Annotated in this window: 14 protein-coding genes and 2 pseudogenes; 11 read left to right on the forward strand and 5 right to left on the reverse strand. The window is 63.7% G+C overall.

All coding sequences use genetic code 11. From position 1 onward, the window contains the following. Positions 1-444: 444 nt before the first annotated feature. Positions 445-672, forward strand: coding sequence for a hypothetical protein (locus OF850_RS22220; RefSeq protein ID WP_301592509.1), 228 nt, complete (start codon positions 445-447; stop codon positions 670-672). A gap of 455 nt (positions 673-1,127) precedes the next feature. Here OF850_RS22220 and OF850_RS22225 read toward each other — a convergent pair whose 3' ends face one another. Both OF850_RS22225 and OF850_RS22230 read right to left on the reverse strand, forming a co-directional pair. Further along, on the reverse strand, positions 1,128-1,937 hold the full coding sequence (locus OF850_RS22225; protein ID WP_301592510.1) for a PRC-barrel domain-containing protein: 810 nt from the start codon (positions 1,935-1,937) through the stop codon (positions 1,128-1,130). A 992-nt stretch (positions 1,938-2,929) separates the two neighbouring features. After that, positions 2,930-3,676 (reverse strand): GDSL-type esterase/lipase family protein, encoded by a 747-nt coding sequence (locus OF850_RS22230; protein WP_301592511.1) that lies wholly within the window; start codon positions 3,674-3,676, stop codon positions 2,930-2,932. Between the two features lie 90 nt (positions 3,677-3,766). Here OF850_RS22230 and OF850_RS22235 point away from each other — a divergent pair, with 90 nt between their 5' ends. The 4 genes from OF850_RS22235 (at position 3,767) to OF850_RS22250 (ending at position 7,528) form a co-directional block, all read left to right on the forward strand. After that, positions 3,767-4,825 carry an acyltransferase family protein gene (locus OF850_RS22235; RefSeq protein WP_301592512.1) on the forward strand — a complete coding sequence of 353 codons (1,059 nt, stop codon included), beginning with the start codon at positions 3,767-3,769 and terminating at the stop codon, positions 4,823-4,825. A 75-nt stretch (positions 4,826-4,900) separates the two neighbouring features. Further along, positions 4,901-5,563, forward strand: coding sequence for an acyltransferase (locus tag OF850_RS22240; protein WP_301592513.1), 663 nt, complete (start codon positions 4,901-4,903; stop codon positions 5,561-5,563). Between the two features lie 523 nt (positions 5,564-6,086). Further along, positions 6,087-6,728 (forward strand): PEP-CTERM sorting domain-containing protein, encoded by a 642-nt coding sequence (locus OF850_RS22245; RefSeq protein WP_301592514.1) that lies wholly within the window; start codon positions 6,087-6,089, stop codon positions 6,726-6,728. Between the two features lie 131 nt (positions 6,729-6,859). Then, positions 6,860-7,528, forward strand: a complete 669-nt coding sequence (locus tag OF850_RS22250) for a hypothetical protein (protein ID WP_301592515.1) — start codon at positions 6,860-6,862, stop codon at positions 7,526-7,528. Between the two features lie 81 nt (positions 7,529-7,609). On the opposite strand, the gene OF850_RS22255 is transcribed toward OF850_RS22250, so the two are convergent. Together OF850_RS22255 and OF850_RS22260 are read right to left on the reverse strand one after the other, a co-directional pair. Next, positions 7,610-7,939 (reverse strand): hypothetical protein, encoded by a 330-nt coding sequence (locus OF850_RS22255; protein WP_301592516.1) that lies wholly within the window; start codon positions 7,937-7,939, stop codon positions 7,610-7,612. Continuing rightward, the gene (locus OF850_RS22260; RefSeq protein WP_301592517.1) at positions 7,936-8,346 is read right to left on the reverse strand and encodes a hypothetical protein; all 411 of its coding nucleotides are present in this window, start codon (positions 8,344-8,346) and stop codon (positions 7,936-7,938) included. The genes OF850_RS22255 and OF850_RS22260 overlap by 4 nt, the downstream gene beginning before the upstream one ends. Positions 8,347-8,563: 217 nt before the next feature. Here OF850_RS22260 and OF850_RS22265 point away from each other — a divergent pair. From OF850_RS22265 to OF850_RS22280, 5 genes and pseudogenes are all read left to right on the forward strand, one after another. Next, positions 8,564-9,068 (forward strand): annotated as a pseudogene (locus tag OF850_RS22265) (recombinase family protein); the annotation flags it as partial. 234 nt (positions 9,069-9,302) lie between these two features. Further along, positions 9,303-9,566, forward strand: a complete 264-nt coding sequence (locus OF850_RS23825; protein WP_368044722.1) for an excalibur calcium-binding domain-containing protein — start codon at positions 9,303-9,305, stop codon at positions 9,564-9,566. Positions 9,567-9,945: 379 nt separating this feature from the next. Further along, a complete protein-coding gene (locus OF850_RS22270; RefSeq protein ID WP_301592518.1) occupies positions 9,946-10,152 on the forward strand; it encodes a hypothetical protein in 207 nt (68 codons plus the stop codon). A gap of 148 nt (positions 10,153-10,300) precedes the next feature. Then, the gene (locus OF850_RS22275) at positions 10,301-10,576 is read left to right on the forward strand and encodes a hypothetical protein (RefSeq protein ID WP_301592519.1); all 276 of its coding nucleotides are present in this window, start codon (positions 10,301-10,303) and stop codon (positions 10,574-10,576) included. A gap of 1,221 nt (positions 10,577-11,797) precedes the next feature. After that, a pseudogene (locus OF850_RS22280) lies at positions 11,798-12,088 on the forward strand (DUF1772 domain-containing protein); the annotation flags it as partial. A gap of 30 nt (positions 12,089-12,118) precedes the next feature. Here OF850_RS22280 and OF850_RS22285 read toward each other — a convergent pair. Beyond that, a complete protein-coding gene (locus OF850_RS22285) occupies positions 12,119-12,403 on the reverse strand; it encodes an RNase H family protein (protein ID WP_301592520.1) in 285 nt (94 codons plus the stop codon). Between the two features lie 465 nt (positions 12,404-12,868). Between OF850_RS22285 and OF850_RS22290 the strand changes: the two genes are divergently transcribed. Then, positions 12,869-13,066 carry a hypothetical protein gene (locus tag OF850_RS22290; RefSeq protein WP_301592521.1) on the forward strand — a complete coding sequence of 66 codons (198 nt, stop codon included), beginning with the start codon at positions 12,869-12,871 and terminating at the stop codon, positions 13,064-13,066. The last annotated feature ends 42 nt before the right edge of the window (positions 13,067-13,108 follow it).

Below are 13,108 nucleotides of genomic sequence, written 5' to 3' on the forward strand. Positions count from 1 at the left end.
GCATCGCCTTCTCCTTTCGCCGCCGCGCCAGGTGGCGAAGGCGGTCCGGCGGGGCGTATCCCTCCGGCTGGTTTCGCGTTGAGCGGAGACCCAGAAGGAGGTCACCGCCATGCCCACAGGCTCCCACGATGGGACCCGCCGCGCGCCGATCGGCCCTTGGCTTGCGACAACCGCATTCCTCGCCCTGACTGGGGGAGCGGCTCTGGCGCAGGCGCCGTCCGGCGCGCCAGTGGAACGCCGCGGCCAACCGTGGAAACGCGCCAAGCCGTCAAGGACCTTCACCACCTGAGGGGCCCGGAGGTAGGCTCTCGAAATTCGTCGAAAGCCCCTCTCAGGAGTAGAGGCAGCGGCCTTTGCTGAGGGAGGTAAAGGTGTAGACGAAAGGATGGGCGGGGGGACAGACCCTCCGCCCATCGAGTTCACCGGGTCGAGCCGGAGGAGCCAGTGCTGCTCGATCCACCTTGGGTGGAGCCAGACCCGCTGCTGCCCGAGCCACTCTGCCCCGAACTGGACCCGCTGCTGCCAGAGCCACCCTGGCTGGAGCTGGACCCGCTGCTTCTCCCAGAAGAGGAGCTGCTGGACGGAGAGCCGGAAGAACCGCCCGACGAGGAGCCGCCGCTCGAGGAGGTCGACGACGAGCCCGAGCTGCCCTGGTTGCCCGAGCCAGACTGATTGAGCGTCGATGCCTGTGCCATAGCTGACTGCGTCTCGAGCAGCGCCTGGCGGGCCACCTCCATGGCGCGGTTGCGATTTTCTCCGGCCGGCTGCTGCGCCATTGCCTGCACGGCCTCCCGGAGACGCTGCGCCGCCTGGAACAGGCGCTCCATCGCGCGGCTATATTCAGCGTCGTTCGCGGGAACGGCGGGCGCACCCTGTGGGGTCGCTCGGCGGTAGTTATCCTGGTTGGACTGCGACTGCCCAGGCTGGCTGGAGGACTGCGGCGTCGAGCCGGAGCCCTGCGTCGAGCCCGACGGACTGCTGCCGGGAGACTGGGCGAAGGCTGGGCCTATCAGGGCGGTGCCGAGAGCCGCCGCGAGGAGTTGTTTCTTCATGGTCTGCTTCCTTCCGTTGGTCATGCCGAGGGTGACGGCAGCGCAAGGTGCGCTGCCGTCCGTGATGGCTCCGGCTCAGCGAAACAGCCGCAGGCCTTCGCCCCAGCCGCGCTCGCGCCCATACTCGGCGATGCGGTCATTGTCGTAGCGGGGCAGCGCCTCCAGCTCGTCGCGGGTCATGTTGAGCTGCGCACGGTCGCTCTGGCTGGCGCCGAGCTGGATGCGCTCGATCGGCACCAGGGCCTGCCGCTCGCCAATCCCGAGGAACCCGCCCCACTCGATCACGGCGGCTCGCACGCGGCCCGACCGGTCGATCAGCAGGTTGCGGACCTCCCCCGCCTCGCGGCCACTGGGCCCGTAGACGTTCTTGCCCACGAGGCTCTGTACGCTCTGCAGATCGACGCCGGTGGTCTGGGTGGCCGGAGTGGTCTGCGTACCAGGCCGCGGAGCATTAGCCTGCGGCTGACCCGGCTGCTGCACCGTGACCTGCGGCTGACCCGGCTGCTGCACGTTCACCTGGGGTTGGGCCTGCTGGACGTTCACCTGCGGCTGCGGCTGCTGCACCGTGACCTGCGGTTCGGGCTGACGCACCGTGACTTGCGGCGCAGGCTGCTGCACGGTGACCTGCGGGGCCGGCTGCTGCACGGTGATCTGCGGCGCGGGCTGCTGCACCGTGATCTGCGCGCCCGAACCCGCGGCGCCGCCAGCACCTCCAGTCTGGGCGTGCGTCTGGGCGGGCTGGCTGCCTCCCGAAGACTGGGCGGAGGCCGAGGTCAGCACGCCCATGGCCAGCATCGCCGCGCCCGCGAGCAGCAGCGGCCGGCCCAGGTACGCGAGCGGGATCGCCATTTCCCTCAGGCAGTTGTTGGTGTGCTGTCGCGTCATTTGCTTCCTCCTCACCTTGTGTCATTCCGGATGCGGATGAACGCAGGATCGCCTTCCTGCATCTCGAACTGCTTTGGCGAGGTGGTTCCCCGGCTCGCCTCCTGAACTCCGAAGCACTACGGAGTTGGCCGCAGAAACCGCCATTGACCCGCAACGTTTTGAAAGGTTGGTCGCGTCCGCGCGGATGAATGCCGCAGGAGTGCTTGCGACTGGGAGCCAAGCCGCCCGGCACACATGGGCCCTCGATTGCCCTTGCTGCCCGTCCTCGCTCCCGTTCCATCGCATGGCATCTGGGCCTGCTGTTGGTTAGCGATGCTCCGCAGCGCCGGGGGGTCGGCCGTGATCCGAGCATGGCACGGGATGGGTTTCCGTGCAGTATCCGCGCATTCGCGGGCAGGGCGGGCCAGAATCAGCTGTAAAGCCCCAGAATACCTCGTTTTTCTGGAGGGCGAATGCTACCTTGACATAGTAGGGGTCACAGGTTCAGTCCCTGTCGCGCCCACCATTGTTTTCAAGCACTCATGGGATCAAGCGGCCAGGGCGACACGAGCCTAGGTAGCACATAGGTAGCTATGCCGCTTCATAGCGGAGACCTACTCCTCCAGGCACACTGACATCGGCCCATCGCGGTCGACCACCTCAGGTGACCTCGGATCACCATGGACGGTGATCTGCGCGCCTCGGTGCCCGCATTTCGTGCAGCGTATCCGGGCCAAGAACTCCTCCGTGGACAAGTCGCCGGCCAGACGTGTGGCGCGACGGATGCCCATGGGCACGGTCCGGCCGCAGCTCCGGCAGCCGAAGCAGCAGTACATGTGGCTTGCGTTCGGCAGGCCGCTCGAAAGTGGCAGGAGGCGTTCGTCGCGCGACATGGTGAGCGGGATAGCCATCCGGATTGCATTGAACGAAAGCAGGGCGACAATTCGGTAACGCCTTGCGCAGCATACGCGTGACCGTGCCGTCGAGTTCATTCGCCCCTTGCAGGACCAGGGTCACTGACGCAGCGAAGCACGGGGAAGGGCCATAAGATGCCGAATGGTGGGGTAGATCGCCTGCCCGAGCCGTTCGTAAGACGCAGGGCTCAAGTGAAGGCCGTCCGGCATCGTCTCAGCGGAGATGGTCCCATCGGGCTCCACGAAATCCGCGCTCACATCCAAGAAATGCACATACACGTTGTCGGCGCACGTGCGGATTAGGGCATTGACCGCCGCGTTCTTGGCGCGACCTGAGTTTCTTGGGTCCGCTCCCCGGGGTAGAACACCAAGGACCAGCACGTGCGAATTCGGTGATGTCTGCCGCAGAAACTGCACGATCATGGCCACTCCGGCCGCGACCTCGCGAGCGGGGTGCGGGTTGTTCGTGCCAATAAGCAAGACATAGAGGCGTGGTTGTAGCCTAGGCAGATGGCCGTTCTGCAGTCGCCAGAGCACATTCTCGGTCTGGTCGCCGCTCATTCCCAAATTGAGGGGACGATAAGCTTCGAACAGCGATGCCCATGTCGGTCTGTGCCAGCGCATGGTGATTGAGTCGCCGATGAAGACCAAGTCGGACACTTGATCTCTCGCCAAACGCTGCAGCATCTCTCCGCGGTGTCGGTACGCATTGTCGGCCACACGTTCGCGCGGCTGTATCGCGGCAGAAGGTGGCCCAGCAAGCAGGGCTCCACAGGCAAGTCCGGTTGCGGAGGCGCCATTGGCGCCAAGCAGGATGGCGGCAATGACTGCAGACAGAAATTTCATTTCTTGCCCCGCGCTTAGTTGACATTCCATATACCGATGAAGTCATATTTACGAAAGGCATCAAAATTTAGATGCGGGAGAGGCGCGCAGGTGACCAGTTCGGTGGCAGTTCGTCGATGGAATGATGCGTCTCGCCTCCGCTGCCTCGATGGCTGGCGCGGCGTCTCCATTCTGATCGTTCTCTTTGGGCACTTCACGCCGCTGCCTTGGATCAATATGGGGCGCGTTGGCGTAGAGCTGTTCTTTGTTCTGAGCGGCCGGCTGATGGTCGAAATGCTGTTTGTCCAGAAGCAGGCGCTCGGTCCATTTTTCCGTCGTCGGATTGCGCGCGTTTGGCCTGCACTGGCTACATTCGTGGCGGTCGTGAGCATCAATCCTTGGGGGATTGTACCCTGGCGCGTTGACGCTTTAGGCATCGCCGCCACGCTCAGCTTCAGTGTGAACTACGTCAATCTTGTTGCCGACGTCGCGACGGTTTTCGACCACGTCTGGTCACTTTCGGTCGAGGAGCACAGCTACGTTTTGTTGGCAGTGCTGGCCATGGCGGCTCGGCGGTGGGTGCTGAATATCCCCCTCCTGCTAGGCGCACTCGCCCTCGCAGCCATCCTGAACGGAACGGCACAGACCCTGCTGGGCGGGTTGAGCTACTACCAGGTCTATTGGCGAACCGATGTGCGCATCGCCTCTATCCTGATGGCTGGTGCAGTCTATCTCCAGGTTCGCGAAGATAACCATGTTCTGGCTGGCTGGCAGAGTTATGCGCCGCTTTTCCTTGCTGCGCTCGGCGTGGCGTTCAACGTCCACGCGGTTCCCGACTGGCTCAAGTACAGCCTCGGGACGACGTGCCTGGCGCTCGCTGTCGGGACAATTGATCGTGCCAACCCGCGGCTGCTGAAGCTCCTGGAGCAACCCATCCTTGTTCACTTCGGGTTGTGGTCATTCTCGCTGTATGTGTGGCAACAGGGCTTCTATGTCCTAAAGGAAGACCTGCCTCGCACGGGTGAGGCGCGGCTTCTTCTTCTAGCCTGCGCGGTCACCTGTGGGCTGCTGAGCTTCTACGTTGTCGAGCAGCCATGCCGCCGCTTCCTGAACCGTCACTGGGGCCGGCCTCCACAGGGCGTGCCTTCGGCTCAAGTCTCAACGCCCTGATCGACGTCGGGCTCCCCGGCCATGTGGCCCATCGGGGGCTCGCTCCCCAGGGCGATCGCGGGGCCACGAGAGAGCATGCAGATCTTAAAGCGCCTAACAGAACCGCTTGATTTGGCTGAGGCAGACTACCGGTGGGCGCTGGGCTACGAGATCCACCCAACGGCGCGCGTGGATGCGCTGAGCTTCATCAGCGTGGCTCGGCTGGTCCTTGGCCCCGGCGCGCATCTGGAGCGCTTCAACCTCTTCTCCGGGCCCCTTTCCCTCACGGTGGGCGCGCGCTCCTCCATCGCTTCATCCAACCAGATCCGCTGCGGAATATGGACGGGCGCGGCCGCCCCCTCCGACCACGGTGCGCGGTATCAGCAGCGCATGGTGGTCGGCGATGGCTGCCGCATCTCACCGGGGCATTTCTTTGACGCGAATGGCGAGATCCTGATCGGCGACCGGTGCTGGATCGCCGGTCGCGGCAGCCAGTTCTGGACGCATGGCGCCAGCACCCCGCGCTCCACGGTCCATATCGGCGCGGACTGCTTCATCGGCTCTGCCTGCCGCTTCGCCCCGGGCGCGGCGATTGCGGACAACACCGTCGTTTCGCTGGGAAGCGTCGTGACACGCAGCTTCTCGACACCCTACCGACTGCTGGGCGGCGTGCCCGCGAAGGAATTGCGTGACATCGAGGACGACATCACCTCCAAGCGGCTCTTCGCCGGCCGCTGGACCGAGGCCTCGGGCGTGTGATGGGTCTCGTCAGGGCACCAACGGCACTTGGTCCGGCTGTCCTTCGCGCACCGGGTAGGCTGGCGGCCCGGCCGGGTAGTGCACGAGATGCACCTCGCGGGATTACCCGCCGCACTTCTCGTATGGCAGCCGCGCGGCAACCTCGCCCACAGAGCAGTTTCGTGACACACCGCGCTCGATCAGCATCAGCACCAGCATGTCGCTGAGCTTGCAGGGACAGAGGGTTCGCTGCCTGTAGCTGTCACGGGCGCCAAGAGGTCACTGAGCAAACAGGCGCTGTCATGCTCCTCGACGCCAACTCTCGGTGCGGATCGGATCGATTTCTCCCGCCTCGGCCCTGTGAGCGATGCACCGAAAAAGTTACATTTCCGTCAGATTTCTTTGTCGGTCCATTTGACAGAGTGTTATACATATAGAAAATTAGACTAGTATCCTATTGTAAGTGACCACAAAAATATAGTGGCACGGCGCTTGCAATTCCTTTGTTGCCGAACGCTCGTTCGGCCAACGAGGGAGAGCTACCATGAACAAGCATTCGCTTCTCGGCGCATTCGCATTCGCTTGCGGATTGGCTTTCGCCACTCCGGCCAGCGCGACCCTGACCCTGCAACCCGGAAATGTCGGCGGTTCCGGTGACGTGGACAACGTCATCTTCAATGCCTGCGGAACGGCCTCAAGCGGAATGACGGTGCAGGGCTGCCTCAATACTTCCCACACCACCCTGGTGAACTTCACCAGCAACGAGATGCTGAACATCAGCGGCGGCGGCCAGGCCTCCATCCAGGCGCAGGATGGCACGTTCAATACCATCTCCATCGCCCTTGCCGACCCGACGCTGGGCTTCGACAAGCTCCAGTTCAACCTGGATGCCACAGCCGACGGCTTTGCCAACTTCACGGCCGTCGACCAGTTCGGCAATATTTTCAACTTCAACAACATTGAGCTGGATGGAAGCGGTCAGAACCGGTTCACGCTCGGCTCCCTGGACGGTCAGGTGGCTGTGAGCTTCACCCTGGTCTCGACCGTGGGCATCTCGCTCATCAGTGAGCTGGACCAGGTTCGGCTGGGTCCGGCCACCATCACGCCCGTGCCTGCGCCGGCTGGCCTCGCTCTGATGGGCCTCGGTCTGCTCGGCCTCGGCATGGTCCGCCGCAAGGCCGCCTGACTGTCTCCACTTGGGAGCGACGGGTCGAAAGCCCGTCGCTCATCCTCAAGAGGTGGGTCTCCCACCCAGCAAAGTGCGAAAGCACGAACCAACTTGATCCGAGGAGAACCAAGATGAAAAAGCTAGCTCTCATGGCGACGACGGCCGCCTTTGTTGGTTTGAGCGCGATCGCTCAGGCGGCGCCAATCACCATCATCACCTGGGCGCAGGACACGACCGAAAAGCTGATCACGGCCACTGCCAACGGCGGCGACACGCAGACGACCCTCGTCGGAAGCGATGTCGCGATCACGGTGGGCGGCTATGCAAACGGCGTTGCGACGCCTTTCTCTGCCTACCTGAACCTGACCGCGACCAGCACCGGCGCCGCGACGATCGTGGGCGGCGACGATGTCCGCCAGGCCTTCGCCGGCACCTTCACCATCACCTCCGGCACGGGCGGCTCGGGCACCAACTATCTGTCTGGCAGCTTCTCCGACATCGCGCTCCAGGGGTCGCGCATCGGTGGGCCGGCGGGTGGTTTCCAGGCCAGCCTGATTGCCTCGGATCCGCCGGGCACGGTGAACCTGACCTCCGATGCGATCGCTGCCTCCAAGCTGCAGGATCCGTCGGCGATCGGCTTCACTTTCACGGCGCTTTCTTCCGCCCTCGGCATCTGTGGCTCGACGATCTGCGGCTTCACGGCCAGCGTCAGCGGCAATGCCAGCGCCTCGCAGGTCGCCGTGCCAGCCCCGGCCGGTCTAGCCTTCCTCGGCCTTGGTCTGCTCGGCCTCGCCGCCGTGCGCCGAAAGGTCGCCTGAACGCACTACCCCATAGTTCAGGCGTCCGCGCTCCGGCCTTGCTCCCAAAGGGCCGGAGCGCACTTCGTTTCGGCAGGATAGTTACCTCGGACGATGCTCCGCCGCTTCGCGCACCATCTCTACCACACGCGCCAGCAGCCGCGACGGCAGGCGCACCGCTGCGGTCCCTCGGTCGTCCACCGGACACCGCACCTCCCAGCGGTCACGTCGCAGCCAGGCAAAGCCGAAGGTCACGACCGCCGGTCCGAGGCGCACATCCACTAGCACGAGGGGCGTCCGGCGGCCCTCGGGCCCCGGCCGCACGCCCACCACAATCGGACCATCCTCGGCCTTCGCGCGCCCGCGCTTGCGCGCGCGTGGTTGTGGCAGATCTTCCTCGCTGCCTCCAGGATGCTCCTGTGCAGGGCTCATGGCGTCCTTTCTCCGAAAGCGCGCTGCCACAGGGCATCCAGCCAGGCGGCGTCGGTGTGGTTGATGCGGACATGAACTTTGGCACCTAGCAGCCGCGCCTTGATGGCTTCGATGGCTGTCACCTGCTGTCGCGTCAGGCCAGGACGCGACGCCAGCAGCGCCAGCGCCTTGCGTGCGCCGCGAGGAGGCAGGTTGGCAAAGGAGAAGGCCGCGGCTGGTGTTGCACCAGGACGCGTCGGCAGAGCGGCGTGACGCTCCACCACCAGCGCCAGCGCATGCCAATCCAGCCCCGCGGCCGTCAGGGTGCGGCCGATCGCGGCGACCGTGGCCGCTACTTCGCCGGGCTTGTCGCTGCTCAACAGGGGCAGCAGCTTCGTCACCTTGGCCGGGATCAGGGCGGCGCTCATGGCTGGGCCTCCGTCACCGCCTCGGGCAGCAGCCGTTCAGCGCGCAGCCGCGCGACCATCTCCGGCGGCAGGCACCACGGCAGGCCATCGGGCTTGGTCACCTCAAGGCCACCGGATGCGGACCACCGCCACGCACAACCGCTTGCGACGTAGCCTGACAGGCGAGCCGCATCGCGCGTCAGGGCGAAGTCCACCAGTGCGTAACAGCCTCTAGGAGCGGGACCTGGAGGCGGCAGGGTGCGAACGCACCTTCGCGGAACGTGTGTCTTCCGTGGCCAAACGAGAGCAGCTTGCAGCCGCACTGGACTTCGCCCGCGACGGGGACACACTGGTGGTCACGAAGCCAGATCGCCTCGCACGCTGCCGTGGCAGACCTTCTCGCCATCGTCGCTAAGCTGCGCGGCAAGGGTGTAGCGCTTCAGGTGCTTTCCATGGGCGGGACCGTTCTGGACACGTGAAATCGCACCGGGAAGTTGATGCTCACGATGCTCGGGGCCGTGGCGGAGTTCGAGCGGGACCTGATGCTCGAACGGCAGCGCGAGGGTATCGCCAAGGCGAAGCCGGAGGGAAAGTATCATGGCTGCGTCCCAACCGCGCAGCGCAAGGCCGAGGAGGTCCACAAACTGAAGGTAGAAGGTGTGAGGCCCACAGAGATTGCGTCCCACCTGGGGATCGGCCGAGCCAGCGTTTATCGCATCCTTGCGGGTGAAGCGGCGGCCTGAGCCTTTCTCGTTGCGACCCGCCGGGGTGAAGGCAATGACGTCCTCAGGGGGGGCGAACGGCGATAGAGACCACGCAAGCCAACGGAGTGTTCATCCGCCGCCTCCGCCTGATACTATCCTTCTATGGGAACTATTACCGACCTAGAGCGCGAAAGGCAGCGCCGCGCCCGGATCGCCGCCCAACACCAGCGCAGCCTGGACCGGAAGCGAACGTTCCGTTGCGCGCGGAAGTGGATGCCGCTGCCGCTCTTCCTAACTGTGGTCTTCGGCGTGGCGGTCTTCGCTCCCAAAGCCATTCATCATCCGCCTGCTACCGCAGCCTACTTCACCTCCGCTGTGTGGGGGCTCTACTTCCCAAACTGCGCGGCGGCTCACGAGGCAGGCTACTACAACATTCCCGTTGGCAGCCCCGGCTATCGACCACCCCTGGACGCGGACGGGGACGGCCTCGCCTGCGAGCCATACTCGGTACGGGGTTCACCCGGTAGACAGCGCTGACGGGCGGGCAGCATGGCAACGCTCACGGTCCTGAAGGTAAAGCGGATGACACCTTCACACGACCGAAGGGGGCCGGGGTCGCCACCCACGGAGGGTCATCGCTGCCACCGGACTGCGGGAGTGCCCTCTCGCATTCTCGCCATCGAAACGTGGCGATCTCGTTTGCCAGAGAGGCGAGACCCACCGCCTCGGTATGTTGCGGATCTTCAGTCTCTCTTCCAAAAAAGGGTAAGGCGGATCGGGCACGCTTGGTCCATGGCACTCGGGGTGAGGAGCCGCCACCTCGCGGCCCCCTCGGGACCCCTGACCTGTGCCTTACCGCTCCTCGTATGCGCCTAACCTTGTCATCGTGACCTGCGAAAACTCCGTCGAAGTGACGATGGAGGGCCGCCTTGTCCGGTTTCTGAACGCGAGCCCCACGGTCATGAAAACCGTGAAACGTGGCGCTGCTTTCTCGCCCATCCGGGACTACCTTCGCGACCTGACCTTCTCCGGCGCCTGGCCTCTTAACAAAGACGAACTCGCCCTTCCGGCCACCGTTCTTGAGGGTGTGTTCTGCGAGGCGCAGCTTCTTGACGCGGCATAGCGGTCGCGTTCATGGATAAGCAGTACTCCGCATATATTTGTTGTAGATCCAACGGTCTTTGTTCAGCTAGGGGGAAGCTCGAAAAGCTGGTTGGCCTATGGTCCTCACGACGAGGGTCGCTGCCTGCCGCCCATTCGGAAGCTAACCCGTGCAGGACGGTTCCTCTTATGCGCCTATGCTTGTGATCGTGGCCTGCGGGAACACGGTCGAGGTGACGATTGATGGGCGCCTTATTCGCTTCACGGACGCCGACCCCGCGCTCGTTCTGATCGTGAGCCGCAGCGCTGCCTTTCCGCCTCTCCTGGCACTGCTGCGCCATCTCGCCTCGCCCGAGTTCTGGCCGCTTGATGAGAGCGAACTGACCCTCCCGGCCGCCGTCCTCGAAAGCGCTTTCCGCGAGGCGAGGCTTCTCGAAGCAGCGTAGGGGGCGTCGTTACGCAAGGTAAGGCGGACTGAACCTTCAATAGGCATTTGGGGGAATGGAGAGTGGGAGGAAAGGGCAAGGGGCCCGTTCAGGGACACCATGAGGCCTACTATAGAGACCCCCTGAACGCTTTCCGGGATGGCGAGGGACAGAGTTGGCTAGTTCGGTTCCCTCATAGTGGGGGATATCTAGGTGTAGTCCTGCTTTACCTTCCGGCCACTCATTCTACCCCGTGTGGCCAAGGCATGTTGGCGCCTTAACTCGATATCCGCGTGCCTATGGGGCATAGCTCCGGCCTGTGGCGTCGGGCATGTCCGCTAGGCGCTAGGGCGAGTGATCATCGCTGCGCGCTTGCATCATGATTTGCCCAACAAGATACCTGCCCTCAACTGCCCCTGGTCAGGTCGATCTCGTAGCCGCAGGTCCTACTTTCAAAGGTACCAGTAACCCGGTCGCCCTCAATGCGCCCCCGTATACGGACGGGCACAACTGTGCCGACGAGTTCGAACCGCCCATCAGGCTCCACGGTTCCTGTAGCCGTATAGCCTAGGTTGGTGTTGTAGAGCACGCTGGCACGCCCATTTGAGACGGTCATCGTCCGTCGGATCGTCTGGTCCCCGCACTGACCGTTGTCGAGGGTGAGCCGAAAAACTCCACGATACGTCCCGTCGTTCCTGGCTCCCGCTCCTGCCGCCGCGGCAGTGACAGGCTGGACAGTGCTGGTCGCGGGCCGGGGGCTGGCCACATCCTGCTGGCAGCCCGCCAACAACAAAAGCATGGGGAGCGGCAAAAACGCTGCTGGGTGAAGGCGCTCTCGCATCACTCTTTTCTCCCATTCAAGGGACGCTGTGTGAGACTTTGCTCGTAGGAGCGAGGAAGGACAACAAAAATGTATGCAACGAGATCGGTGGGTCTAGCGCATCAAATCAGGAGCTAAAAAACCGTCATACATCCACTATGACGCCAGAGCCGATTTAGAAGACGCTCATGAAGGAGCGGACCGTCCTTTGGGAGCGGATCAAGTCGGTGAGCGAAGGGGCCGGTAAGGTCTAGAAAGACCCAAAGCGAAGGAGCACAACCATGTTCGTTGGCCGACTCGCACTGCTCACAGCCGCGCTATTCGCAGGTGCTGCGCTGTACATTAACCTCGTTGAGCAGCCCGCCCGATTGCGGCTAGACAACCCATCGCTGCTGACCGAGTGAAAACCCGCTTACAAGCACGGCGCGGCCATGCAGGCCCCACTCGCTGTCACTGGCTTCCTGCTCGGGCTCGCAGCGTGGTGGCAGGCAGGCCATGCCGGAAGGGCCGCGGGTGGACTGTTGATGCTCGCCAACGGGCCCTTCCCCCTCTTCGCCATCATGCCGACCAACAACAAGCTCATGGGGATCGAGCGTGAAATGGCGGGACCCGAGGCTCGGCTCACGATCGAGCATTGGGGCTTGCTCCACGCGGTGCGAACCGCTCTTGGCTTCTTCGCGGCGCTGGTCTTTCTGCGGGCCTCCGTTTCCTGACCACGGCTCCCAGCAAGAAAAACACGAGGGCTAACTACCCTTAGTGAGGGCGGGGGCGCCATAGAAGGCCGATGCGGCCTTTTCCCTCGCCCGGTTCGCCACCTCGTCGGCCTTGGCCTTCATGGCGTCATCGCTATGGCCCTTCACCTTGCGCCACTCGATAACATGCGGCTTGGCGGCATCGAGGGGATGCATCCACAGATCGGTGCTGGCGACGGGCTTTCCCTGGCGGGTTCGCCACCCGCGCGCATCCCATTGCGCAGCCCGTTCCGTCATCCCCAGAAACATAAGTTCGCTATCGAGGTGGACGGTCACGCGCCGGGCTCCTCTCATAATGCCGGTCCAAATTTCCGGGGGCAGACCAAACCGTCGCCGCCCGGCGAGGGCGGCGCCCTGGCGGTCGCCCCCGGCGGCGAACTGAGGGCTCGTATTCGGAGCCAAAGTTCGGAACTCTTTGCAGCCGCGCCTGTGAACTGGAGATTGTCGGTTCCGTATCGGGCCGCGACCCGGGCCTCGTCGTGGAGACACGCAATGAGTTTTGCATGAAGAGTGAGGTATTCTGCGATCTTGATGCTCATCACCTTCCCTGTCGCATGCGGGTCCCGCCGAAGAATGGCGCAAACAAAGATTGAAGCTCAAGCACTATCCGCCCGCATGAGTTGCACATCTGCCGAATCGGCTTGGCGCATCCTTCTTCCCTTTGCGCCATGCTTTTCGATTCAGAGCCCTAAGTGAATTGACAAGAATGTCGTCGGCTTTCCTTATTGCCAGCGATGCGTCGTGCTGAACATTTCAAGCAACGGGGCCGGCATTCATCTGCTTTCCCCCGAAACGGCTCCATCCAAAGCGGTTTTGCATCTGCCCGACGGCATCGTGCGCGAGGCTATCCTGCGTTGGCAGCGCGAAGCCTTCGCGGGGTACGAATTCTGCAAACCAGAGCAGCCTTGCGATGCCGGTGTAAGCGCATCGGTTCACTGATCTGCTGCCCGCTTGTTCGGTCCGCGAGAAAGAGCCGGACCA

It is taken from the genome of Sabulicella glaciei (genome assembly GCF_026183895.1).
GTDB classification, from domain to species: Bacteria; Pseudomonadota; Alphaproteobacteria; order Acetobacterales; family Acetobacteraceae; genus Roseococcus; species Roseococcus glaciei.